This window comes from Pseudonocardia sp. ICBG162 (assembly GCF_020496225.1).
Classification (GTDB): Bacteria; Actinomycetota; Actinomycetes; order Mycobacteriales; family Pseudonocardiaceae; genus Pseudonocardia; species Pseudonocardia alni.
Genome location: NZ_JAHLJD010000031.1, coordinates 1,678,880 through 1,702,062, shown reverse-complemented (window position 1 = coordinate 1,702,062; position 23,183 = coordinate 1,678,880). Strand labels below are relative to the sequence as shown.

The following is a 23,183-nucleotide window of genomic DNA, read 5'->3' as shown; positions in this document are numbered from 1 at the left end:
CGCTCACGCGTCGCGCAGGGCCGCCAGGAACGCGAGCAGGTCGGCAGGGCCCTGAGAGGCGATGGCGTGGACCCGGCGCAGGTCGAGCTCGCCGTAGGCGTGGACCAGCAGGTTGCGGAACGCAGCGGCCCTGGCCAGCCGGTTTGCCAGTCCGGTCTCGACGACGCCGTGCCTCCCGAGCAGGCGGAACGCGTCACCGTAGGTGGGCGGGGAGCCCAGCCCCGATGTCACGCAGGCCGACACCGCCGTGTCGATGACGACCTGGATGGCCTGCCACAGGTGCAGGACGACGGCGTCGGTCGCGTCGGTCATCGGGGCCAGCCCGTCCGGGTCCGACGGCAGCCGGTCCCGCACACGATCGAGGTGCCGGCGGACTGTCGCCGCGCGCTCGGCGAGCAGTTCCGGCCGGATCGCCCCGCTCACCGCCCGAGCCCCGCGAGGACGTCCTGCTGCGCACGCCGGATCACGGGACCGGCGTCGCACCAGAAGCGGGTGGCCTCCAGCACGAAGTCGCGATACGCGTCGCCGGTCGTGTGCAGGGCGACGCCGTCACGGGCGGCCTCGTACCGGAGCAGCGCGGTGGCCCGGTCGAGGTCCACGAGGTCGACGGCGTCCGTACCCAGCGCCGACGCGACCGCGTCGAGCAGCGTGGCCGGGTCGGCGTCGCCGCGATAGCCCAGGTCCCAGTCCGACCCGGCATGCTCCTGACCGCGGCTGCGCGACCCGTGCAGGAGCAGGAGCGTCAGCCCCGGTACCCGGGCCGCCACCGCCCGGACGGCGTCGAGCCGGGCCGGGTCCTGTGTCTGCGGTCCGGTCACGGGTGCCACGGTAGCGGCCCCGGTCGTGACCGGGGGCACGCTCGGCGGCGGTCGCCCGGCCGGGTTGCGACACTGGGGTCATGAGCACCGGCCCCGTCCCGCCCGCCACCACTCCGGACTCCACCGACGTGCTCGTCGTCGGGGCGGGACCGGCCGGGTCGGCGGCGGCGGCGTGGGCGGCACGGCACGGGCTCGACGTCGTCCTCGCCGACTCCGCGACCTTCCCCCGGGACAAGGCCTGCGGTGACGGGCTGACCCCGCGCGCGATCGCCGAGCTGGGGCACCTGGGCCTCGGTGGCTGGGTCGACTCGCACGGCACCAACCAGGGACTGCGCGCGCACGGGTTCGGGCAGGTCCTGGAGCTGCCGTGGCCGGGCGGGTCGCTGCCGGCGCACGGCTCGGCGATCCCGCGCACCGAGCTCGACGCGGGCATCCGCCGTGTCGCCCTGGAGGCCGGCGCGACCCCGATGGAGGGCGCCAAGGCCGTCGACGTGACCTTCGCCGGGGGCCGGGTCGACGCCGTGCTGTTCGACGACGGCCGCTCCGTCCGGTGCCGCAGGCTCGTCGTCGCCGACGGGGCGCGCTCCACGCTCGGGCGGGTGCTGGGCCGGGAGTGGCACCAGGACACCGCCTACGGCGTCGCCGCCCGCGGCTACGTCACCTCCGGCCGGCACGACGACCCGTGGATCAGCTCGCACCTGGAGCTGCGCGGCGAGGCCGACGAGGTCCTGGCCGGGTACGGCTGGCTGTTCCCGCTGAACGACGGCCGGGTCAACATCGGCGTCGGCACCCTGGCCACCGACCGGCGCCCGGCCAACATCAAGCTGCGCGGCCTGATCGAGCACTACGCGAACGCCCGCCGCGCCGAGTGGGAGCTGGGCCCGAAGGTCGAGCTGGTGAGGTCCGCGCTGCTGCCGATGGGCGGCGCCGTCTCCGGGGTCGCGGGCCCGAACTGGGCGCTGATCGGCGACGCGGCGGGCTGCGTGAACCCGCTCAACGGCGAGGGCATCGACTACGGCCTGGAGACCGGCCGGCTGGTCGCGGAGCTGCTCGCGTCGGGCGCCGACCTGGACCGCGCCTGGCCCGCGACCCTGCGCTCGCACTACGGCCTGGCGTTCTCGATCGCCCGCAGGCTCGCCGGGCTGATCACGATCCCCCGGCTGCTGCCGCTGGCCGGGCCGGTCGGGATGCGGTCGCGGGCACTGATGACCGTCGCGCTGCGGGTGATGGGCAACCTCGTGACCGACGAGGACCGCGACCTCACCGCCCGTGCCTGGCGGGCCGCCGGGAAGCTGTCGGTCCGCCTCGACGACCGGCCCCCGTTCCCCGCCGCCGACCTGCGCACACCGGTCGCGGCGCGCTGAGGGCTCCGGGGCGGGAGGATCACCGGGTGGTGGCAGCGCGCCGTCCACCGGGGTGACCGGTTCCGGACGGTACGGTCGCCGCCAGGAGGTCCGCCACGACGGCGGACGGCCGGTGCGCGCGCCCGCGGCCCGGCTGCACCAGCAGACCGGGAGGGCCCGTGACCCGCGGCGACGATCCGGAGCGCACCCGCAGGGATGCGTCCGACCCGTGGCGGACGGGGAACCGCCGACAGCGGCCGCCGGGCGGTCCCGCGCCCGACCCGACCCGTCGCGTCGGCGGGGCCCGGCCCGCGCCGCGGCGCGCCGACGACGACCCGGCGACCCGCAGCAACGCGCCGGACGCCACCCGCCGGGTCGGCCCGCCCCCCGGCCCCGGCCGCCCGGGCCCCGGTGGGCCCGGTGCCCCCGCGGACGGCACCCGGCGCCTCGGGCCCGGCGAGGCCCCGACCCACCACCTCGGCGCCCCGCCGACCGCCGCCTACGGCGCGCCGCGCCCGTCGCGCCCGGACGCGACCCGGATGATGCCCGCACCCATCACCGAGCCCGAGCTGCTCGGCGGCCGGTACCGGCTGGAGGGGCTGCTCGGCCAGGGCGGGATGTCCGACGTGCACCGGGCCACCGACACCCGGCTCAACCGGCCGGTCGCCGTGAAGATCTTCGGTGCGGCCGACGACCCGAGCGCCGACCAGCGCTTCGAGCAGGAGGCGCAGGTCATGGCGAACCTGCGCCACCCGGGTCTGGTCGCGGTGCACGACTTCGCCGTCGAGGCCGACCGCGCCTACCTGGTCATGGAGCTCGTCGACGGGCCCACGCTCAAGGACGTCATCGCCCGCGAGGACCTGCCGCCCGAGGACATCCGACGGATCGGCACCGAGGTCGCCCAGACCCTGGCCTACGTCCACTCGCAGGGCGTCACGCACCGCGACGTCAAGCCGTCGAACATCCTCGTCGACTCCGACGGCCGGGCCCGGCTCGCCGACTTCGGCATCGCCGCCCTGCTCGGCGCCGACGGCCACACCGCGGCCGGCGAGATCATCGGGACGCCGGCGTACCTGTCGCCGGAGCAGGTCCAGGGCCGACCGGTCGGGCCGCCGACCGACGTGTACGCGCTCGGCCTCGTGCTGCTGGAGGCCTGGACCGGGCGGCAGGAGTACCAGGGCCAGGGGCTGCAGGGCCCCGCCGAGCGCGTGAACCGCGCCCCGGTGGTGCCCGCGGACGTGCCCGAGCCGGTGCGGACGGCGATCGCCCAGTCCACCGCGACCGACCCGCAGCGACGCCCGGACGCCCGCCGCGTCGCCGAGATCCTCTCCGAGCCGGCCGCCGTCGCTCCGCCGGTCGTCGCACCGGAGCCGGAGCCCGAGCCGCGTGACCTCGGCTCGTCGGGGATCGGGAAGTGGATCGCGATCGGCGCGCTCGTCGTCGCGCTGCTGGTGCTGCTGCTCGGGTTCCTGCTGTTCGGCAACGGCGACTCCGACACCCAGGCCCCGCCGACCACCGAGACCAGCGCACCGCCCACCACCGAGACGACGACCGAGGCCCCGACCAGCGAGAACGGCGGCGGCATCCAGCTGCCGAGCAACATCCCGGGTCTGCCGTCGGGTCTGCCCTCGCTCCCGTCGAACCTGCCGTCGCTGCCGAGCGAGCTGCCGTCGCTGCCGTCGAACCTGCCCGACCCCGGCCAGATCGGTCAGGACGCGCAGGGTTTCTGGGAGTCGATCCAGCGCTGGTGGTCCGGGATCACCGGCAACTGAGTGACCCGTCCGACCCGGTGCGGCGCGCGCCGGGCCGGACGGGGACCATCGGGGGTGACACGGGCGCGGTACGTGCCCGGTGACCACCTGCGGAGGGGTTCTCGGTGAGCGCGAGCACGGAGCAGGCGACGACCGACGCGGCCGGTGGTGCGCCGCCCGCACCGGCGGTGCCGGCGCGGCGCGACCGCCGTGGGCTCCTGACCGCGCTCACGGTCGCCCTGGTGCTGCTGTGCGCCGGCGTCGCGGTCGCCGTCTCGATCGGCGACGACGGCTTCTGGCGGCAGAGCGGGCTGCCGGTGCCCGAGCCGGGCCTGAAGGCCGCGACGGTCGTCGCGAAGGTCCTGGCCGTCGCCGCGACCGCGCTCGCCGCCGGGTCGCTGCTGGTCGGCGGCCTGGTCGCGGCGCCGCAGGGGTCCGGGACGGTCGACGTCCACGGCTACCGCGCGCTGCGCCGGGGCACCCTGACCGCCACCGTCGCCGGGGTGTCGGCGATCGCCGCGGGCTGGCTGTCGGTGGCCGACATGACCGGCAACTCCCCCGGCGTCCTGGCGTCGGTGGGCCCGTTCGGGTGGCTCGGCGCCGCCGCGACCATCGAGGAGCCGCTGGGCTGGGCGCTCGCCGGGGCGCTGCTGCTGCTCGTCGCCCTCGGGTCGGCGTTCTCGCTGAGCTGGAAGGCCGCCGCCGCGCTCGGGCTGGTCGCCGCGTGCGCGATGGCGGTGCCCGCAGCGGTCCACCCGGCCGCGACCGGGGCCGGGCACGACTGGAGCGGGGACGCGAACGTGCTGCGCGCCGTCGCCGGGACCGCCTGGCTCGGGCTGGTCGCCGCGCTGGTCGCGTTCCGCGCGCACGGCGGCGTGATCGAGGGACGGACGGCGGGCCGGGTCCGCGGGCTGCTCGCCGTCGGCGGGGTCGTGTACCTGACCGGTGAGATCATCTTCCAGCTGGTGGTGACCGACGCCGGGCCGCTCGGCGGGTCGGCCTACGTGCGGGTCGCCGTGGTCGTCGCGGTGCTGCTCGCAGCCCTGGTCCCGCTGACCGCGCTGCTGGTCCGCGGGCTCGTCGCCGCCCCGGCCGGGCCGGTGCCGGGCCGGCTGCTGCCGGTGGTCGCGGTGCTGGGGGCGGCGGTGGCGACGCTGGGCGTCGCGAGCATCCGGCTGGTGCCGCCGCGGTTCGTCGTCGCCGACGACTCGGCGCTGCAGACCCTGATCGGCTGGGACATCGTCCGGCCGTTCTCCGCGCTCGCGGTGCTGACCGACTGGCGCTGGAACCTGCTGTTCGGCACCGGTGCGCTGGTGCTGGCCGGGCTGTACCTGGTGGCCGTGCGCCGGCTCGCGGCCCGCGGGGTGGTGTGGCCGGTCGGGCGCACCGTCGCCTGGCTGCTGGGCTGCGCGACGCTGCTGCTGGCGACGTCGTCGGGGCTGGGCTTCTACTCCCCGTCCATGTTCAGCGTCCACATGATCAGCCACATGACGCTGAACATGCTCGCGCCGATCCTGCTGAGCCTCGGCGGCGCGGTCACGCTCGCGCTGCGGGTGCTACGCCCGGCGGGCCGCGGCAACCCGCCCGGCCCGCGCGAGTGGCTGCTCGCGGCGGTGCACTCGCGCGTCGCGAAGGTCATGACCCACCCGGCGTTCGCGGCGGTGCTGTTCGTCGGCTCGTTCTACGTCCTGTACTTCACCCCGCTGTTCGACGGGGCGCTGCGGTTCCACTGGACCCACCAGCTGATGAACCTGCACTTCGTGCTCGTCGGCTACCTGTTCTTCTGGCCGCTGATCGGCGTCGACGCCGCCCCGCACCGGCTGCCGCACCTGGGGCGGCTCGCGGTCATGCTCGCGACGATGCCGTTCCACGCGTTCTTCGGCGTCGCGGTGATGAGCTCCTCGACGGTGCTCGGGGAGAACTTCTACCGCCAGGTCGGGCTGCCGTGGCTGGACCTGCTCGACGACCAGCGCACCGGCGGCGGCATCGCCTGGGCGACGGGCGAGATCCCGATGCTGCTGGTGATGGTCACGCTGGTGGTGCAGTGGTCGCGCGACGACTCCCGGGAGGCGACCCGCAAGGACCGGCAGGCCGACCGGGACGACGACGCGGAGCTGAAGGCCTACAACGCGATGCTGGAGCAGATGCGGCGCGGCGGCTGAGCCTGCTCAGCCCGGCAGCGCGGTCCCGTCCGGCTCGGCGGCGTGCACCGTCACACCCTGCTCGCGCAGCCGCGCGGCCGCGCCTGCGGGCAGCCCGGCGTCGGTGACGACGGCGTCGAAGTCGGTGAGCCCGGCGACCCGGAAGGTGCTCACGGCGCCGTACTTGTCGGAGCCGGAGACCAGGTAGGAGCGCTCGGCCGACGCCATCGCGGCCCGCTTGACCGGCACCTTCGCCTCGACCGGTGTGGTGCTGCCGCGGGCGTCGTCCCAGGAGCTCGACGAGATCAGCGCGACGTCGATGTTCAGCTCGCGGACGGCCCGGGCGGTCAGCTCGCCGACGGTGGACCGGTTGCCGCGGTCGACCCGGCCCCCGACGTGGTACAGCTCCAGGCCGGGGTGGTCGCTGAGCAGCACGGCCGTCGTCAGGTCGTTGGTGACGACCGTCAGCCCGGTGTGCCCCCACAGCAGGGCCGCGACCTGCCCGATCGTCGTGCCCGCGTCGAGGTAGACGACCTGGTCGTCGCCGATCAGCCGGACCGCCTCGCGGGCGATGGCGCGCTTCTCCGCGGGCCGGACCGACACCTTGGCGCGGTAGGTCGGCTCGCTGTGCAGCTTCTCCACCGACCGGACGCCGCCGGGGACCGAGGAGACCCGGCCCTCGGCCTCCAGCGAGGCGATGTCCCGGCGCACCGTCATGTGCGAGACGCCCAGCAGCTCGACGAGCTCGCGGACGGACAGCACGCCCGCTCCGCGGAGCTCGGTGAGCAGCCGCTCGCGGCGCTGGTCGGGGATCACTGGACGGCCTCCGGACACCTGCGGTCGAACTCGCCGACGGACCTGCGGACGATAGCGCATGTGCCGCTGCGTGAAGAATATTGACTCTCGTGTGAGCTGCTGTGCTAGCGTCCGCCGCGCCGCCGGGCGGTCGTCGACAACGCCGTGCTGTCGCCACCGGCGTTCGAGGAGGTCGCATGCCCCCGTCCGGAGCACCACCGGTGCGCTACGCGCTGACCGGCGCACGGGGCGGCTTCGGCCGGACCCTGCTCGCCCAGACCCGGCACACCCCGCGGGTCGTCCCGGACGCGCTGTGCGACCTCGACGTCGACGGCACCGTCACGATGTGCCGCGAGCTCGGCTTCCGCGCCGACGAGCTGGCCGTGTGCCGCACCGCCGACGAGGTCGCCGCCCGCCCGGCGGGCACCGTCGCCGTCGTCCCGGACCTGGCGCTGCTGACCGGGGCCGGGCACGACGTCCTGGTCGAGGCCACCGGCAGCCCCGCCGCGGGGTACCGCGCCGCCGTCGACGCGCTGGAGCACGACCGGCACGTGGTGATGGTGTCCAAGGAGGTCGAGACGGTCGTCGGCACCGACCTCGCCCGGCGCGCCGCCGACCGCGGCCTCGGCTACGTGCCCGGCGCCGGGGACCAGCCGGCGAACCTCGTCGAGTGGTACGCCCGCACCCGCGAACTCGGCCTGGAGGTCGTCGCGGCCGGCAAGTCCGGCGAGTACGACCTGGTGCTCGACCCGTCGACCGGCCGGCTGCGCCACCTCGACCAGGAGATCGACGTCGCCGACCCGGAGCGGCTGCTCGCCCCGCCGGAGCCGGGCGGCGTCCGCGGCACGCTGGACGCGCGCGCCGACGCGGTCGCCACGATCCGGCGCAGCGCGGCCGCGGACCTGTGCGAGATGGCCGTCGTCGCCGACGCCACCGGGCTGGTCCCCGACGTCGAGACCCTGCACTACCCGGTGGCCCGCGTCGCCGAGCTCGCCGACGTCTACGCCCTCGCCGGGGACGGCGGCGTGACCGGGCGGCCGGGCGTGGTCGACGTGTTCACCGTGCTGCGCCGCCCGGACGAGGCGAGCTTCGCCGGCGGGGTGTTCGTCGTCGTGCGCACCCACGACCCGGTGACCTGGGAGACGCTGTCCGGCAAGGGCCACGTCGTGAGCCGCGACGGGCGCTACGCCTGCCTCTACCTGCCCTACCACCTCATGGGCGTCGAGACGCCGCTGTCGGTCCTCGCCGTCGCCGAGCGCGGCGCCGCCGCGGCACCCCCGGACCGCGGTCGCCACGTCGTGCTCGCCGGGCGCGCCCGGACCGGCCTCGCCGCCGGCCGCACCCTGGCCATGGGCGGGCACCACCACGACGTCGACGGCGTCGCCCCGGTGCTGTTCGCCGCGGCGGAGGCGCCCGACGACGTCGCACCCCTCTACCTGGCCGCGCACACCACGCTCGCCCGGGACGTACCGGCCGGTGCCCCGGTGCGGATCGGCGACCTCGCCGACCCCGACCCCCACCTGCTCGCGGCCTGGCGCACCGGCGCGACCGGCTGACCCCGCCCTCCCCTTCCCCGATCGGATACATCGTCGTGTCGGACATCTACGTCCTCAGCGCGTTCCTGCTCGCGCTCGTCGTCCTCGTCCTGTTCATCGCCCGCTTCAAGGTCCACCCCGTCGCGACGCTGTTCGTCGTGGTCGTCGCGCTCGGCCTCGCGCTGGGCATGGGCGGGACCGGGACGATCGACCTGGTCACCGAGGGCTTCGGCAACACCCTCGCCAGCGTCGGCCTGCTGGTCATCTTCGGCTGCGTGCTCGGGAAGATGCTCGAGCTCTCCGGCGCCGCCGAGGCCATCACCGAACGGTGCCTGCGGCTGTTCTCCGAGCGGAAGGTCCCCTGGGCCGTCGCGCTCGCGTCGTCGGTGGTGGGGATCCCGCTGATCGCGGACTCCGTCGTCGTCATGCTGATCCCGATCGTCTCGGCGCTCGCGGCCCGCACCGGGATCTCGATGATGAAGCTGGGCCCGATCCTCTACATCGGCGCCTACGTGATGACCTCGGTCGTGCCGCCCGGACCGGGCCCGCTGGCCTCCGCCGCGCTGCTCGGGGTCCCGACCGGCCAGGCGATCCTGCTCGGCCTCGCCGTCGGCGTGCCGGGCATCCTCGCCGCGACCCTCTACCTCACGACCATCCGCACCCACGTCGACCCGAAGCCCGAGTTCGTCGAGCACCTGGCCACCGGCGGGAGCGGACCCTCCGGCGACACCGCCGTGACCGAGCGGACCGCCGTCCGCGGGCCGTCGCTGCTCGCCTGCCTGACCCCGATCGTCGCGCCGATCGTGCTGATCAGCGGCGCCTCGCTGCTCGGGCCGCTGATGGCCGAGGACAACCCCGTGCGCGGGGCGCTGGAGTTCGTCGGCGAGCCCACGATGGCGCTGTTCCTGGCCTGCGTGCTGTCCCTGCCGCTGTTCCGCGGGCGCTGGCGGGACAAGGAGACCCTGACCGACCTGTTCGAGAGCGGCCTGCGGATCGCCGCGATGCCGCTCGCGCTGACCGGTGTCGGCGGGGCGCTGGCGGCCACGATCCGGGAGACCGGGGTGGCCGAGAGCGTGGCCGAGGGCGTCCAGCAGATCGGCATCTCGCCGATCATCATCCCGTTCCTCGTGGCGGCCGCGGTCTGCACCATCACCGGGTCGAACATCCTCGGTGTCATGACCGCCGCGGCGATCATGCAGCCGCTGGTGGACGTGCTCGGGCTCGCGCCGATCGCGATCTACCTGGCCTGCGCCACCGGCGCCCAGATCATGAAGCACGCCAACTCGTCGGGCTGGTGGGTCACCACCACGCTGTCCAACATGACCGTCGGCCAGGGGATCCGCTCGATCGGCGTCGCCTCGGTGATCTCCGGCGTGACCGGCTTCGCGGTGCTCAACGTCCTGATCGCCGTCGGTGTCGTGTGACGACCCCCGTACCGCCCCCCACCCCAGGAGGACGACCGTGACCACGATCGGCGCCATCGCCGACGACCTGACCGGCGCGACCGACCTCGCGATCGTGCTGACCGCCGCCGGGTTCCGCACCGCCGTCGTCCCCGGCGAGGCCGTGTCCGGTGGGCTGCCCCCCGCCGCCGACGGCACCGACGCGGTGGTCGTCGCCCTCAAGAGCCGGACCGCGCCGCCCGCCGAGGCCGTCGCGGGCTCGCTGGCCGCGCTGTCGGCGCTGCGCGCCCACGGCTGCGACCGGATCCTGTTCAAGTACTGCTCGACGTTCGACTCCACCCCCGGGGGCAACATCGGGCCGGTCGCCGACGCCCTGCTCGACGCGCTCGGCGCCCCGTGGACGGTGGTCGCGCCCGCGTTCCCCGCGAACGGGCGCACGGTCTACCGCGGCCACCTGTTCGTCGGTGACGACCCGCTCGACGAGTCGCCGATGCGCGACCACCCGCTGACCCCCATGCGTGACTCCAGCCTGCCCCGGCTGCTCGCCCCCCAGGTCCGCGGCGGCGCCGGGGCCGTGGGCCTGCTCCCGCTCCCCGCGGTGACGGCCGGGCCGGCCGCCCTGCGTGCAGCGCTGGACGGGCAGGCCGCCGCCGGGGCGCGGCACGTCGTCGTCGACGCCGTGTGCGACGCCGACCTGGTCACCCTGGTCGAGGCCACCGCCGACCTGCCGCTGCTCACCGGGGGCAGCGCCGTCGCCCAGGGGCTCGAAGGGCCGCACGCGGCCGCGGAGGCCGCGATCCCCGCCGCGGGCGACGGGCCCCGGGTGGTGCTGTCGGGCAGCGCCTCGCAGGCCACCCGGGCCCAGGTCCGGACCGGTGCCGCCGCGGGCCGCGGGATCCGGCTCGACCCCGCCGCGCTGCGCCGGGACCCGGCGGGCACCCACCGCGCCGTCGCCGAGGAGGCGCTGGCCTGCTCCCCCGCCGACGGCCCGGTCGTGGTCTACGCGACCGGCGACGACGGCGACCTGTCCGGTCCCGAGGCCGCGCCGTTGTTCGAGGAGGCGCTCGGCGCCGTCGCCCGGCTGCTGGTCGAGCGCGGGGTGCGGCGCCTGGTCGTGGCCGGGGGTGAGACCTCCGGGGCCGTCGTCGCGGCGCTCGGGGTCCGCGGGCTCGTGGTCGGGCCACGGCTCGACCCGGGCGTGGCCTGGGCCCGGGCCGAGCGCGGCCCCGGCGAGGAGCCGCTCGGGCTGGTCCTCAAGTCGGGCAACTTCGGCGGTGCGGACCTGTTCGTGCGGGCCTGGGACGCGGCGCCGGACGGGGCACGGTGACCGGGTCGCTTCCCGGGCACCTGCTCGCGGCCGCGGACCGCGTCTGCGCGGCCGGCCGGCAGGTCGTCGCGGCCGGGCTGAGCCCCGGCGCCTCGGGGAACCTGTCCGAGCGGGTCGGGGACCTGGTCGTCGTCACCCCGACCGGGCTCGGACTCGGGGAGCTGGAACCCGACCGGCTCGCCGTCGTCGACACCACCGGGGCGCCGGTGACCGGGGCGCGGCCGTCCAAGGAGGTCCCGCTGCACCTGGCGCTGTACCGCAGCGAGCCCGGGGTCGCGGCGGTGGTCCACCTGCACTCGCCGTACGCGGTCGCCGCGTCCTGCCTGCCCCCCTGGTCACCGGCCTCGGCGCTGCCGCCGGTCACCCCGTACTTCGTCATGCGGGTCGGCCGCACCCCGCTGGCGCCCTACGCCCCGCCGGGCTCCCAGGAGCTGGCCGCGAGCCTCGACGGGCTGCCCGGGCGGTTCACCGCCGCCCTGCTCGGCAACCACGGCTCGCTGACGGGTGGTGCCGACCTGGACCGCGCCGTCGACGCCGCCGTGGAGCTGGAGGAGGCCGCGCGGGTGACCGTGCTGCTGGGCGGGCGCGAGGCCCGGTGGCTCGACGACGGGCAGGCCCGCGAGCTGGCCGAGCGGTACGGCACGCACTGGGGCTGAGCGCCGCTCACCCCGTGCCGGCGGCCGTCGCCAGCCGGGCCAGGCCCTTCTGCAGGCCCCGCCGAGCAGCCGGTCCATCGGCACGATCCGGCCGACCAGCGCGGCCACCCCGGACTGCTCACCCGTCATCCGCCAGACGACCTCGGTCCCGGCACCGGCCGGGGCCAGCAGGAACGCGGAGGTGCTGGTCGAACGGAACGGCTTCTCGAAGCGCACGAGGACCTCGATGCGCTCCGGGGTGTCGGCGACGACCTCCATCGTGCCGCGGCCTGCCTTGCGGTTCCCCGACCAGGAGTAGCGGGCGCCGGTGCCACGCTCGGCGCCGTCGTAGCGGCGTTCCAGGGCCGGGTCGAGGTCCTCCCACGGCGACCAGGACCGCCAGGCGTGGAGGTCGGCGACCAGGTCGTGGATCCGGTCCGCGGGGGCGTCGACGACGGTCCGGCGCTCGACGACGTAGCTGCTCACACCCGCAAGGTAGTCCTGGACAGAACACGAGGGGAGCCCCGCCGGCGTCCCGGCGGGGCTCCCCCGTGCCCGGCGCGGTCGTGCGTGACCACCTCGGGCCGGGCACGGTCCGGGGGCGGTTCGGGGTCAGTTCATGGTGTTGCAGTCGACGTTCGCCGAGCTGTACTCGCTGTCGTCCAGGGAGGTCGAGGTCTTCGTGTCAACGACCTGACCGGTCGCCACGTCGGTGATGGTGCAGGTGATGGAGCCCGGACCGAAGCTGCTGGCGTTGACGTGGGCGAACCCGTACTCGCCACTCACCTCGACGGTCTTGCTCCACGGCAGCGTCTGGTAGTCCGACGACGAGCTGGTGGCGCTGTCCGTGCCGTAGCCGACCATCATCTTCTTCGCGTCACCGGTGATCTCGAGCCGGTAGCTCGCGGGCCCCACCGTGTACGGGGTGGACACGTCGGTCGGGGCGGCCTCCGTCCCGGAGGCCGTGACCGGCGCCGGCGGCGCCGAGAGCGCGCTCAGGTCCTCGGACAGCTGGTTCAGACCGGTGAACACGATCACCATGCCCCAGATCCCCAGGGCGAGCGCGATCGCCGAGAGCGCGGTGCCGACGATCGAGGTCTTCAGGTTGGTCGCGATGCTGCGACGCGCGCGGCCGAAGCCGACCAGACCGAGGATCACGCCGACCGAGCCGAGAGCGAACGCGATGAAGCCCGTGAACGGGACCAGGCCGAACAGCAGGCCGACGATGCCGAGGCAGAGCGCAGCGATGCCCAGGCCGTTCCGGGGCGCGGGGACGGGAACCGCGCCCCAGGAGTTCGACTGCGGGCCGGTGCCGGCCGAGGGGGTCCACTGCGGCAGGACGGCAGCCGGCGGAGCGCCGTACCACTGCTGCTGCGGCACGGGGCCGGACTGGTGCCACTGCGGGCCGGCGGGGTGGCCGGGCTGCGCGGACGGGGACGTGGGTGCGCCCTGCTGCGGGCGGTGCGAGGTGGTCACGACCAGCGTGTCGCTGGGCCGGACGGACTCATTTCGACTCGACCGTTCAGATACTCAATTCTGGCGAAAGGGTCAGCGCCGCGCGCTCCGGATCGAAGATCGTCTGCGTCGACCACGATCCGGATCCGGACGCTCGGTCTGCTCCGCCGGACGATCCGATGGGCCGACGACCGTTCCGTAGCGAAACCTGGGGGCATGACCGACACCCTCGTACCGACGACCCGCCCCGAACGCACCGCCTGGGGCGCGGTCGCCGTGATGGCGATGACGAGCTTCGTGCTCGTCCTCGCCGAGTTCCTCCCGCCCGGCCTGCTGACCCCGATGGCCGCCGCGCTCGGGATCACCGAGGGCCAGGCCGGGCAGGCCGTGTCGGCGACGGCGTTCGTCGGGCTCCTCGTCGCCCCCACGATCGGGGTGCTGCTGCCCCGGCTCGACCGCCGGGCCCTGCTGACCGCGCTCGCCGTGGCCGCCGCGGCGTCCAACCTGGCGGTCGCGGTGGCGCCGAACTTCGTCGTGCTGCTCCTGGCGCGGCTGCTCCTCGGGGCCGCGATCGGCGGGTTCTGGGCGATGTCGCTGGCCGTCGCGGCCCGGCTGAGCACGCCCGGGCGGCTCGGCCGCGCGGTGATGCTCGTGAACACCGGGACGACCGTCGCGACGGTGGCGGGGGTGCCGCTGGCCGTCCTGCTCGGGTCGGTGGCCGGGTGGCGGGCCGTGTTCGTCGGCGTCGCCGTGCTGTCCGCGGCCACCGCGGTCGCGATCCGGTCGGCGCTCCCGACCGTGGCCCCGGACGCCTCGGACGGTCTCCGTCCGCTGCTCGATACCCTGCGGGCGCCCGGCATCGGGCGCGGGCTCACCGGCCACGTGCTCACCGTCCTGGGGCACTTCGCCGCGTTCACCTACATCCGCCCGGCGCTCGGGACCGTCCCGGGTCTCGACGCCGGCGGGGTGGCCGTGCTGCTGGCGGTGTTCGGTGCGGGCGGCGTGGTGGGGAACGTCGTCGTCGGGCTGGTCGTCGACCGCCACCTGCGGGTCGTGCGCTTCGCGGTCCCGGCGACGCTCGCGGCCGGCGTCGCCGCGGTGGCCGCGTTCCCGGCGGTGCTGCCGGTGGTCGTCGCCGGCGTGGCCGTCTGGGGGCTGTCGTTCGGGGCGTGGCTGACGGTGGTCACGACCTGGATCGCCCGGGTCGCGCCGACCCGCATGGAGGCCGGGGGCGGCCTGCTCGTCGCCGGGTTCCAGCTCGCCATCACGATCGGGGCCGCCGCCGGCGGGCTCCTCGTGGACGGCCTCGGGGTGCGCGCGACCCTCGCCGGTGCGGCCGTCGCGGCCGCGGTCGGCGGTCTGACCTTCGGCTCCGCCCCGCAGGACCCGCCCTACGACGCGGGCGAGGACCGGACCGACGAGCGCCACCGGGACGGCGACATCCCGGACTCGCGGCGGAACGCCCGGGCGAACCCGAGCTCGGAGCGGTAGCCGACCCGGTGGGCGACCTCGGCGACCGTGGCGCTGCCGTCGGCCAGCAGCGCCCGGCCGGCGTCGACCCGGGTGGCGGCCAGGTAGTCCGCCGGGGTCCGGCCGACGACCTCGGCGAAGCGGGCCGCGAAGACCGCCCGCGACATGGTCGCCTCCCGGGCCATGTCGGCGACCGTCCAGGGGCGGGCCGGGTCGGTGTGGATGGCGTGCAGGGCACGGGCGATCCGGGGGTCGAGCGCCGAGGCGAGCCACCGGTCGGTACCGGCCGGCTGCTGCTCGACCCACATCCGCACCGCGGTCACGGCGATCGTGGTGGCGATCCGGCTGCAGATCACGGTGTCGCCGCTGCGGACCCGCCCGCCGACGGTGCTCCACCCGCACTCCATCCCGCGCACGAGCGTCGCCATGCCGGGCTCGGCGGGCCCGAACGCGCGGGCGACGAGTGCGGGCGGGAGCGTGCCGTCGTCGCGGGGGCGGGCCGGTGCCCCGGCGAACACGACGGCGGTGAGGTCCGCCCCGTCCTCGCCGCGGACCGTCAGGTCCCCCGGCCGCGGGACGAGGACGAGGTCCCCCGCCACGACGGTCGTCCAGCAGCCGGTCGTCGTGCGGACCGAGGCGCGGCCCTCGTGCAGGAAGACGAACCCGGCGGCGTCGCGGAGCACCGTGGCCGTCGCGCCGTCGGTCACCCGGGAGCGGCGGGACCGTTGCAGCTCCCACTCCATGCCGGCCAGCATCCGGTCGAGACGGGTGTCGATCGCATCGGGAAGGGGTGCGGTCACCCCTGGATCAGCCGCGGGACGGGCCGCCGTATTCCGGCGACCACGCCCGCCCGGTCAGGGGGTGTGGACCGCGGGCTCCACGTAGTCGGTCGACTCCTCGCCGACCGGGGTGCGCGTCCCGCCGAGGGTGCCGTCGGCCCAGCTCGCCGCCTTCCGCAGCCGCAGGCTGTTGGTGACCACCAGGAACGACGACAGCGCCATCGCGGCCCCGGCGAGCAGGGGGTTCAGCAGACCCGCCATCGCGATGGGGATCGCCGCGGTGTTGTAGCCGAACGCCCACCACAGGTTCCCGCGGATGGTGCCCATCGTGGCGCGGGCCAGCTCGACGGTCGCCGGGAGCACGCGCAGGTCGTCGCGTACGAGCACGACGTCGGCGGCCTCCAGGGCGACGTCGGTGCCCGAGCCGACGGCGATGCCCAGGTCGGCCGCGGCGAGGGCGGCGGCGTCGTTCACCCCGTCGCCGACCATGGCGACGGTGCGGCCCTGCGCCTGCAGCGCACGGACGTGGTCGACCTTGCCGTCGGGCAGCGCCCCGGCAACGACCTCGGTGATCCCGCAGGCCCGGGCGACGGCGTGCGCGGCGGCGGGCCGGTCACCGGTCAGCAGCACCGGGCGCAGCCCCATCGCGACGAGCTCGGCCACCGCGACCGGCGCGGACTCCTTCACCGGGTCGGCCAGCGCGACCAGCCCGGCGAGGGCGTCGTCGACGTGCACGGCGACGACGGTGTGCCCGGCTGCCTCCCACTCCGCGAGCCGCGGCGCGAGCGCGCCCGCGTCCTCCGGGGGGCGCCCGACGGAGACGGTGCGGCCGTCGACGGTGCCGCGGGCGCCGAGCCCGGGCAGCGCGACGAAGTCCTCCACCGCCGGGACGTCCGGTCCGGCGTGGGCACGGATCGCGGCGGCGATGGCGTGCTCGGACCCGCTCTCGACGGCGGCGGCGCGGGCCAGCACCTGCGCCGCGTCCGAACCCGGGAGGGCGGCGACCTCGACCACGGCCATCCGCCCGGTCGTCAGCGTGCCGGTCTTGTCGAGGACGACGGTGTCGGCGGCCCGGGTGGTCTCCAGCGCCCGGTGCCCCTTCACGAAGATGCCCAGCTCGGCGCCGCGGCCGGTCGCGACCATCAGCGCGGTCGGCGTCGCCAGCCCCAGCGCGCAGGGGCAGGCGATGATCACCACGGCGATCGCGGGCGCCAGCGCGCCGGCCCAGCCCGCGCCGGCCAGCAACCAGCCCCCGAGGGTGAGCAGCGCCAGCGCCAGCACCACCGGCACGAACACCGACGACACCCGGTCGACCAGCCGCTGCGTCGCGGACTTCTCGGTCTGCGCCCGCTCGACGGCCGCGATCATCCGCGCGAGCCGGGTGTCCGCGCCGACCTGCTCTGCGACGACGACCAGCCGCCCGCCCGAGGCGATCGTGCCGCCGGTGACGGCGTCGCCCGGCCCGACCTCGACCGGGACCGGTTCGCCGGTCATCGCACTCGTGTCGACGGCGGCCCGCCCGGTCTCGACGACGCCGTCGGCGGCGACCCGCTCGCCCGGCCGCACCAGGAAGCGGTCGCCGACCCGCAGCCGTCGCACGGGGACGCGGGACTCCGTCCCCCCGGACAGGACCGTGACCTCGTCGGTCTCCAGCGCGGCGAGCGAGCGCATGACACGCCCGGCGGTACGGCGGGCGCGGGCCTCGAAGTACCGCCCGGCCAGCACGAACGTCGTGACCCCGGCGGCGACCTCGAGGTAGAGCGGGCCGGACGGGTGCAGCACCGCGTCCCACCCGGTGAGGGTCTGCCGGGTGTCGAGGAACGCCATCTCGCCCAGCGACCAGGCCGACGCCGAGATCACGCCGAGCGAGACGAGGGTGTCCATCGACGTCGTCCCGTGGCGCAGGTTCAGCACGGCGGTGCGGTGGAACGGCCACGCCGCCCAGCCGACGACGGGCAGCGCCAGCGCGACGACCACCCACTGCCAGTACGGGAAGCGCAGCGACGGGACCAGCGACATCGCCAGCGACAGGTCGGCCAGCGGGATGAACAGGATGAGCGCGACGGCCATCCGGGTCCGCAGCCGCCGCAGCGCGGTGTCGTCGGAGGTGGCCTCGTCGCCGGTGTCGGTCGGGCGGATCTCGGTGGCGCCGTAGCCGGCCTTGCGGACCGTCTCGACCAGGGTCGCGACCGGGGTCGCCGACGGGTACCGGACCAGCGCGCGCTCGGTGGCGAGGTTGACGGTCGCGTCGACGCCGTCGAGCTTGCCGAGCTTGCGCTCGACCCGTCCGACGCAGGCCGCGCAGGTCATGCCGTCGATCTTGAGCTCGACCGTACGGACGTCCGTCTCCCCTACGGCCCGGTCCACGGCGCTGTCGGTACTCACGACCCCATGGTTCTACACGCGATCGAAGATCCGCCACCCGGGCCCCTGACCTGCGGCGGACCGGCGCCCCGCCGAACCGTTGCGGGGCGACAGGGCGTACAACTGGTCGTCGGGAGTGGGGGCACGCGGACGTCCGAGGAGGAACCCTGATGGCCACCGGGAAGCGGAAGGCGGCGGCGAAGAACCCGCTCACCGCGAGGAAGGGACCGTCGCAGTTCACGGTGATCGCGCTGATCGTCGTGGTGGCCTTCGCCGCGGTCGTCGGTGTCGGCGTCTACTGGAAGAACTCCGGCGGCGGGATCGCGGTACCGGCGAACGCGTCCGCGCAGGGCGTGACCGTCGGCAACGAGGCGGCCCCGAAGACGATCGACATCTACCTCGACTTCCAGTGCCCGATCTGCAAGCAGTTCGAGGCACAGTCCGGGCAGACGCTCGACCAGATCGTGTCCTCCGGCCAGGCGAAGATCGTCTACCACCCGATCGCCATCCTGGACCGGGCGTCGTCGACCCGGTACTCGACCCGTGCGGGCGCCGCGGCCGGATGCGCCGCCGCGGCCGGGGTGTTCCCACAGTTCGAGAAGGAGCTCTACGACAACCAGCCCGCCGAGGGCGGCGCCGGGCTCCCGAACGAGCAGCTGGTCGCGCTCGGGCAGAAGGCCGGCGCGGGCGGCGACTTCGCCCAGTGCGTCGACGACCAGCGCTACGCGCCGTGGGTCACCCAGATCACCCAGCAGTCGCTGCGCGACGGCGTGTCCGGCACCCCGACCGTGAAGGTCGACGGCACCCAGATCGACGCGACCCCGCAGGCCCTCCAGCAGGCGGTCGCCGCGGGCTGAGGCCCCGGTCCTCTGCGCCACCGGGGCGCCATACGGCTCAGTCCGTCGCGCCACCGGAGCGCCACGCGGCGACGGCCGCGGTCACCTCGTGGCCGCGGGCCCGGGTCAGGTCGCGGTCCCGGTACGGCGAGCGGACCCGGTACGCGACGGTCGCGGCGAGATCGTCCAGGTAGCCGCGTCCGCCCTCGTCGAGGGCGCGGCGCTCGTCGTCGTCGAGCTCCAGGAGCACCGAGCACCCGACCGGGCCGTGCGAGCAGTTCACGTCCAGGTAGGTCCCGGCGTCGTCGCGCAGCAGGAACCAGGCGTGCGGCTCGTGGTCGACGACCTGCATCACGGCACTCCCCTCGGGCCCGAGGCTGCTCCAGCGGCGCCCCAGCTCATCGGGCCGGGCCCGGACGGACCTGCCGGTCAGCCGGGACGTCGGAGCGGACAGTCCAGCCGGGGGCAGCTGCGGAGGACCAGTTGCCGTTCCTCCCAGTGGTCCCGGCGTTCGCGGGCGACCCGCTTCCACTGGCGCCGCTGGGTCTCGGTGTCCATCGACATGCCGATGAGCACGGAGAACCAGATGAGGGCGAGGACTCCGCCGACGAGGATCAGCGAGGTGGTCATGGTGTGCCACCTCCGCTCTGGTGCGGCGGGGTGGGGATCTCGGGACTGTGTGTGGTGCCGTCATGGTCGTGCATGGCGCACCCCCTTCAGCGGTGGTGACCGCTGTCCAGGATCTGGGAGCTGAGTATGCGGTGCGAACGCCCGCCTGCACCAGACTGAAAGCAATATCTACTCTGCAATTGCATCCGCGGTACGATCTCCTCGGCCGTCCGGACCAGCATGAGGAGATCGAGAATGACCGCGACGCACGGTCCGGTCGTCATTCGCCGACGTCTCGGCTGGGCTCTCAAGCAGCTGAGGGTGAGACGCCACAAGCAGCTGTCTGAGATCGCCAAGATCCTCGAGATCTCCCCGTCCAAGCTGTCTCGCATTGAGACCGGACAGGTCGAGCCCAAGTTTCGGGATGTTCGCGATCTGCTCGACATCTACGACGCCTCTGAGACAGACCGCAGGAGGCTGCTCGAATGGGCGGATGGCGCGAAGTCCCGAGGCTGGTGGCAGCCTCTGGGACCCGCCTCCTTCGGCGTCGACCTGGACATGCTCATCTCACTGGAGACCGAAGCACGAGCCAAGCGGATGTACTGCATCCCGGTCGCGGGCCTACTACAGACGGAGGACTACGCGCGGCAGCTGATCACCCAAGCGTACTCGGAGAAGGAACCTGCGGAGATCGACCGAATGGTCGAGATTCGCATGGGCCGCCAGCATGTGATCGATCTCCGCCGATCCGACGCTCCGCCGTTGGAGTTGCATGTCCTGATGGACGAGGTGGCGCTCTACCGCTGTTCCGATCCCGAGGTGATGCGCAATCAGGCAGCCGAGCTGATTCGGCGGGCCGATCAGGACAACGTCTGCCTTCAGGTGGTTCCGTTCAGCGCAGGATGGACCAACGCCACCAGCACCTTCTCGATCTTTGATCCTCGCGACCCCGACCTCGACTGGCCGGTCGTCAACGTCGAGGGGACCGGCAGTGACTCCTTTGTCGACGGACCACAATCCCTTGCGGGATACGAGAGCGTTTGGGAAGAACTGCTTGGCGTGGCACTGACACCCGACGCGAGCAGAGTGCTGATCGAAGCAGCACTGAACCGCTGAGTCGGGGCTGACCTCAGCCGCGAAGAGTCTCGAGGTCGAACTCACCGTTCTTGACGCCTGCGACGAAGGCTGTCCACTCGGCGTCGGTGAAGGTGACCGTCACATCCCGGTCGCCGGTCGCCCGGACGACAATGACGTCCGCAGGCGCCGCGACCTCCACACATTCGCCGCGTACACAGAAGGAACTGACCACGAAGTTGCTCTCGGACACCGTCGCCTCGTTCTGTCGGGGAGCGTCACCGGCGCCGGGGAACGCCGTGTTCAGCAAACGACAGGAGCGGGCGTCGGGAAACGGAAACGCACACTCACGGGTGAGCTGCCGACTGTCGCGGTGAGGAGACTAGCGGTCCGGCCAGGAGGAGTCCTCAGCCCTGGGTGGCGATCTCACTCGGCGTCGCCGCGACCCGGTTCTCCGCCCGCCGGATCAGCACGATCCCCCCGAGGATCAGCACCCCACCACCCACCTGGACCAGGGTCGGCACCTGCGCGATCAGCGCCCAGGCCGCCAGCACCCCGAACATCACCTCGGACAGTCCCACGAACGACGCGACGCGCGTGTCGAGCCGCCGGATGGCGATGATCCCCGTGAGGTACGGCAGCGCCGTCGCGAGCACGACGAGCATCCCCAGCAGCACCGGCCAGGGCACGTCGACGCCCGCCAGCCGGCCGCTGGACTCCCCCACCCGCCATGGCGTGATGCCGAGCAGACCGGTCACGGTGAGCGTGACCGCGCCGACGACCATCGCCCCGGAGATCATCAGCAACGGCGGGACGCCGCCCTCGTCGTCGCCGCCGGGCAGCAGGAAGTAGACGCAGACGCACACCGCCGCGCCGAGGCCCCACAGGATTCCCGTCAGGTCGACGCGCTGGGGCCCGAACGGGTCGACGACCAGCACGAGTCCGGCGAGCGAGACCAGGCAGCCGACGAGCGTCACCGCGGCCGGGGTGCGCCGGGTCCGCGCCCAGGTCCAGCCGACGAGCAGCACGGGCGCGAGGAACTCCAGCAGCAGCGCGACGCCCACCGACAGGTGCTGCAGCGCCTGGAAGAAGCACAGCTGGACACCGGCGACGGCGGCCAGGCCGTAGAGCAGGACCTTGCGGGCGTTCGGCGCGCTGAGCGGGTGCCGGCGCAGCATCACGACCGTGACCGGGAGCAGCAGGACGGCGGCGCCCGCGATGCGCAGCAGCGTCGTGAGCCCGGGCGACCAGCCCGCCTCCAGGAACGCCGCGCCGAGCGGTCCGGAGAAGCCGTACGCGGCGGCCGAGACCAGCGCCCACATCAGCCCGCGGACCATGTGATCCCGTGTCACGACCGAAGCACCCATAGACTCCTGACACTAGGAACCGACCATGTCAGGGGTCAACATGGAATTCGCCCATGACACCCAGGTGCTGCTCGCGGCGGCCGCGGCGCTGGTGAACACCCGTCGGGCCGAGCCGGACCCGCTCGACGACGTGCCGGGCTTCGCGGCGTGGCTGGCCGAGCAGCCGTACTCGGGGCGCCGCTCCGGCTCCGACGACGAGCGCCGGGCCGTCCGTGCGCTCCGCGAGCGGCTGGCCGGGCTGTGGCCCGCCCACGGCGACGACGACGGCCCCCACCGCGACGGCACCGTCACGCTGGTCAACGCGATCCTCGCCGAGACCGACGCGCGCCCGCACCTCGCGCGGCACGACGGCTGGGACTGGCACCTGCACGTCACGCCCCAGGACGCGCCGCTCGCGGACCGGATGGGCGCCGAGATCGCGATGTCGGTCGTCGACCTGGTGCGCGGCGACGACCTGTCCCGGCTGCGCCGCTGCGCCGCCGAGGACTGCGACGCCGTGCTGGTCGACCTGTCCCGCAACCGGTCCAAGCGGTTCTGCGACACCGGCAACTGCGCGAACCGCGCGCACGTCGCCGCCTACCGCGCCCGCCGCGCCACCCGGACGCCCTGACACCCCGTCCCCGCCGTGTCGATCAGTACCTGAGCGCGGTGCGCCCCGGTCGGGACCGCGCTCGGGTACTGATCGACGTCATCTGCCGGGCAGGTGCTCGGTGAGCAGGGCGTTGACCTCGTCGGGGCGCTCGTAGTTCAGCAGGTGCGCGGAGTCGGCGACCTCGGCGTAGCGGGCGCCGGGGATCGCGTCGGCGATCTCGCGCAGCGACGACGGCGGCGTCGCCGGGTCGTCCGCCCCCGCCACGACGAGCGCCGGCACCGACACCGCCCCCAGCTCGGCGCGGATGTCGAAGGCGCCGATGGCGGCGCAGCAGGCGGCGTAGCTCTCGTCGTCGGCGGCGCGCAGCATGTCCAGCAGCCGCTGCTCTCCGGCCGGGTCGCGCTGCGCCCAGGTCTCGACGTACCAGGTCCCGGGCCGGGAGCCGACCATCGCGGCCGTGCCGTCGGCCCGCACGGTCGCCGCGCGCTGCGGCCACGAGTCCGGGTTCGGGAAGCGCGCCGCCGTCGCCAGGACCGCGATGCTACGCACCCGCTCCCCGCCGTGCACGCCGAGCCACTGGCCGATCGCCCCGCCGATCGAGACGCCGACGTAGTGGAAGTCCCCGATTCCGGCGGCGTCGGCGGCGGCGAGCGCGCCGCGGCCGAGCTCGGAGATCGTGAGGTCACCGGTGACGGGGGCCGAGTCGCCGTGGCCGGGCAGGTCGAACCGGACGCAGCGGAAGCGGTCGGACAGGGCCGCCACCTGGGCGTCGAACAGGTGCAGGTCGGTCCCCAGCGACGGGCCGAACAGCACGGCCGGTGCGTCAGCCGGACCGTCCACGACGTGGTGCAGAGCGAGTGCCATGTGCCCATCCTGCACCGGCTGCGGA

At 74.7% G+C, this 23,183-nt stretch carries 22 protein-coding genes and 1 pseudogene; 11 read left to right on the top strand and 12 right to left on the bottom strand.

Going from position 1 to position 23,183, the window contains the following annotated elements; translation table 11 throughout:
• Positions 1-3: 3 nt before the first annotated feature.
• Together KPL60_RS33000 and KPL60_RS32995 are read right to left on the bottom strand one after the other, a co-directional pair.
• Complete coding sequence (locus tag KPL60_RS33000; RefSeq protein ID WP_226354714.1) at positions 4-423, bottom strand: HepT-like ribonuclease domain-containing protein; 420 nt, start codon at positions 421-423, stop codon at positions 4-6.
• Positions 420-818 (bottom strand): nucleotidyltransferase family protein, encoded by a 399-nt coding sequence (locus KPL60_RS32995; protein ID WP_226354713.1) that lies wholly within the window; start codon positions 816-818, stop codon positions 420-422. Before KPL60_RS32995 ends, KPL60_RS33000 begins: the two co-directional genes overlap by 4 nt.
• Before the next feature lie 80 nt (positions 819-898).
• On the opposite strand from KPL60_RS32995, the gene KPL60_RS32990 reads away from it, so the two are divergent.
• The 3 genes from KPL60_RS32990 (at position 899) to KPL60_RS32980 (ending at position 6,074) form a co-directional block, all read left to right on the top strand.
• Entirely contained in the window at positions 899-2,182 is a 1,284-nt protein-coding gene (locus KPL60_RS32990) for a geranylgeranyl reductase family protein (protein WP_226354712.1), read from the top strand.
• Between the two features lie 158 nt (positions 2,183-2,340).
• Complete coding sequence (locus KPL60_RS32985) at positions 2,341-3,933, top strand: serine/threonine-protein kinase (RefSeq protein ID WP_226368209.1); 1,593 nt, start codon at positions 2,341-2,343, stop codon at positions 3,931-3,933.
• Between the two features lie 104 nt (positions 3,934-4,037).
• On the top strand, positions 4,038-6,074 hold the full coding sequence (locus tag KPL60_RS32980; RefSeq protein ID WP_226368208.1) for a cytochrome c oxidase assembly protein: 2,037 nt from the start codon (positions 4,038-4,040) through the stop codon (positions 6,072-6,074).
• 6 nt (positions 6,075-6,080) lie between these two features.
• Here the strand turns inward: KPL60_RS32980 and KPL60_RS32975 are convergent, their stop codons facing one another.
• Positions 6,081-6,869 carry a DeoR/GlpR family DNA-binding transcription regulator gene (locus tag KPL60_RS32975; protein WP_226354709.1) on the bottom strand — a complete coding sequence of 263 codons (789 nt, stop codon included), beginning with the start codon at positions 6,867-6,869 and terminating at the stop codon, positions 6,081-6,083.
• Between the two features lie 176 nt (positions 6,870-7,045).
• Between KPL60_RS32975 and KPL60_RS32970 the strand changes: the two genes are divergently transcribed.
• The 4 genes from KPL60_RS32970 to KPL60_RS32955 are packed head-to-tail and all read left to right on the top strand — an operon-like array spanning position 7,046 to position 11,769.
• Positions 7,046-8,404, top strand: coding sequence for a homoserine dehydrogenase (locus KPL60_RS32970; RefSeq protein ID WP_226368207.1), 1,359 nt, complete (start codon positions 7,046-7,048; stop codon positions 8,402-8,404).
• 35 nt (positions 8,405-8,439) lie between these two features.
• Positions 8,440-9,807, top strand: coding sequence for a GntP family permease (locus tag KPL60_RS32965; protein ID WP_226368206.1), 1,368 nt, complete (start codon positions 8,440-8,442; stop codon positions 9,805-9,807).
• Positions 9,808-9,844: 37 nt separating this feature from the next.
• A complete protein-coding gene (gene otnK / locus KPL60_RS35015) occupies positions 9,845-11,113 on the top strand; it encodes a 3-oxo-tetronate kinase (RefSeq protein WP_226368205.1) in 1,269 nt (422 codons plus the stop codon).
• Positions 11,110-11,769 (top strand): class II aldolase/adducin family protein, encoded by a 660-nt coding sequence (locus KPL60_RS32955; RefSeq protein ID WP_226368204.1) that lies wholly within the window; start codon positions 11,110-11,112, stop codon positions 11,767-11,769. The genes otnK and KPL60_RS32955 overlap by 4 nt, the downstream gene beginning before the upstream one ends.
• 108 nt (positions 11,770-11,877) lie before the next feature.
• Here the strand turns inward: KPL60_RS32955 and KPL60_RS35300 are convergent.
• Together KPL60_RS35300 and KPL60_RS32945 are read right to left on the bottom strand one after the other, a co-directional pair.
• Positions 11,878-12,234: pseudogene (locus tag KPL60_RS35300) on the bottom strand (SRPBCC family protein); the annotation flags it as partial.
• 126 nt (positions 12,235-12,360) lie between these two features.
• Entirely contained in the window at positions 12,361-13,224 is an 864-nt protein-coding gene (locus KPL60_RS32945; protein ID WP_226368203.1) for a DUF4190 domain-containing protein, read from the bottom strand.
• Positions 13,225-13,419: 195 nt separating this feature from the next.
• On the opposite strand from KPL60_RS32945, the gene KPL60_RS32940 reads away from it, so the two are divergent.
• The gene (locus KPL60_RS32940) at positions 13,420-14,694 is read left to right on the top strand and encodes an MFS transporter (protein ID WP_226368202.1); all 1,275 of its coding nucleotides are present in this window, start codon (positions 13,420-13,422) and stop codon (positions 14,692-14,694) included.
• Here the strand turns inward: KPL60_RS32940 and KPL60_RS35010 are convergent.
• Together KPL60_RS35010 and KPL60_RS32930 are read right to left on the bottom strand one after the other, a co-directional pair.
• Positions 14,595-15,473: a helix-turn-helix transcriptional regulator gene (locus tag KPL60_RS35010; RefSeq protein ID WP_226368201.1), complete on the bottom strand. Its 879-nt coding sequence runs from the start codon at positions 15,471-15,473 to the stop codon at positions 14,595-14,597. The two genes, KPL60_RS32940 and KPL60_RS35010, sit on opposite strands and share 100 nt — an antisense overlap.
• Before the next feature lie 54 nt (positions 15,474-15,527).
• Positions 15,528-17,837 carry a cation-translocating P-type ATPase gene (locus tag KPL60_RS32930; protein ID WP_226368200.1) on the bottom strand — a complete coding sequence of 770 codons (2,310 nt, stop codon included), beginning with the start codon at positions 17,835-17,837 and terminating at the stop codon, positions 15,528-15,530.
• Between the two features lie 149 nt (positions 17,838-17,986).
• On the opposite strand from KPL60_RS32930, the gene KPL60_RS32925 reads away from it, so the two are divergent.
• Positions 17,987-18,673 carry a thioredoxin domain-containing protein gene (locus tag KPL60_RS32925; protein ID WP_226354700.1) on the top strand — a complete coding sequence of 229 codons (687 nt, stop codon included), beginning with the start codon at positions 17,987-17,989 and terminating at the stop codon, positions 18,671-18,673.
• Between the two features lie 37 nt (positions 18,674-18,710).
• Here the strand turns inward: KPL60_RS32925 and KPL60_RS32920 are convergent, their stop codons facing one another.
• Together KPL60_RS32920 and KPL60_RS32915 are read right to left on the bottom strand one after the other, a co-directional pair.
• On the bottom strand, positions 18,711-19,004 hold the full coding sequence (locus KPL60_RS32920) for a hypothetical protein (RefSeq protein WP_226368199.1): 294 nt from the start codon (positions 19,002-19,004) through the stop codon (positions 18,711-18,713).
• Positions 19,005-19,081: 77 nt separating this feature from the next.
• Complete coding sequence (locus KPL60_RS32915; RefSeq protein ID WP_226368198.1) at positions 19,082-19,282, bottom strand: hypothetical protein; 201 nt, start codon at positions 19,280-19,282, stop codon at positions 19,082-19,084.
• Between the two features lie 234 nt (positions 19,283-19,516).
• On the opposite strand from KPL60_RS32915, the gene KPL60_RS32910 reads away from it, so the two are divergent.
• Positions 19,517-20,377, top strand: a complete 861-nt coding sequence (locus KPL60_RS32910) for a helix-turn-helix transcriptional regulator (RefSeq protein WP_226368197.1) — start codon at positions 19,517-19,519, stop codon at positions 20,375-20,377.
• A gap of 13 nt (positions 20,378-20,390) precedes the next feature.
• Here KPL60_RS32910 and KPL60_RS32905 read toward each other — a convergent pair whose 3' ends face one another.
• Positions 20,391-20,588: a DUF397 domain-containing protein gene (locus KPL60_RS32905; RefSeq protein WP_226368196.1), complete on the bottom strand. Its 198-nt coding sequence runs from the start codon at positions 20,586-20,588 to the stop codon at positions 20,391-20,393.
• A 154-nt stretch (positions 20,589-20,742) separates the two neighbouring features.
• On the bottom strand, positions 20,743-21,687 hold the full coding sequence (locus KPL60_RS32900; protein WP_226368195.1) for a DMT family transporter: 945 nt from the start codon (positions 21,685-21,687) through the stop codon (positions 20,743-20,745).
• A 55-nt stretch (positions 21,688-21,742) separates the two neighbouring features.
• On the opposite strand from KPL60_RS32900, the gene KPL60_RS32895 reads away from it, so the two are divergent.
• Entirely contained in the window at positions 21,743-22,312 is a 570-nt protein-coding gene (locus tag KPL60_RS32895) for a CGNR zinc finger domain-containing protein (protein ID WP_226354694.1), read from the top strand.
• 78 nt (positions 22,313-22,390) lie between these two features.
• On the opposite strand, the gene pcaD is transcribed toward KPL60_RS32895, so the two are convergent.
• On the bottom strand, positions 22,391-23,158 hold the full coding sequence (gene pcaD / locus KPL60_RS32890; RefSeq protein ID WP_226368194.1) for a 3-oxoadipate enol-lactonase: 768 nt from the start codon (positions 23,156-23,158) through the stop codon (positions 22,391-22,393).
• Between the last annotated feature and the right edge of the window lie 25 nt (positions 23,159-23,183).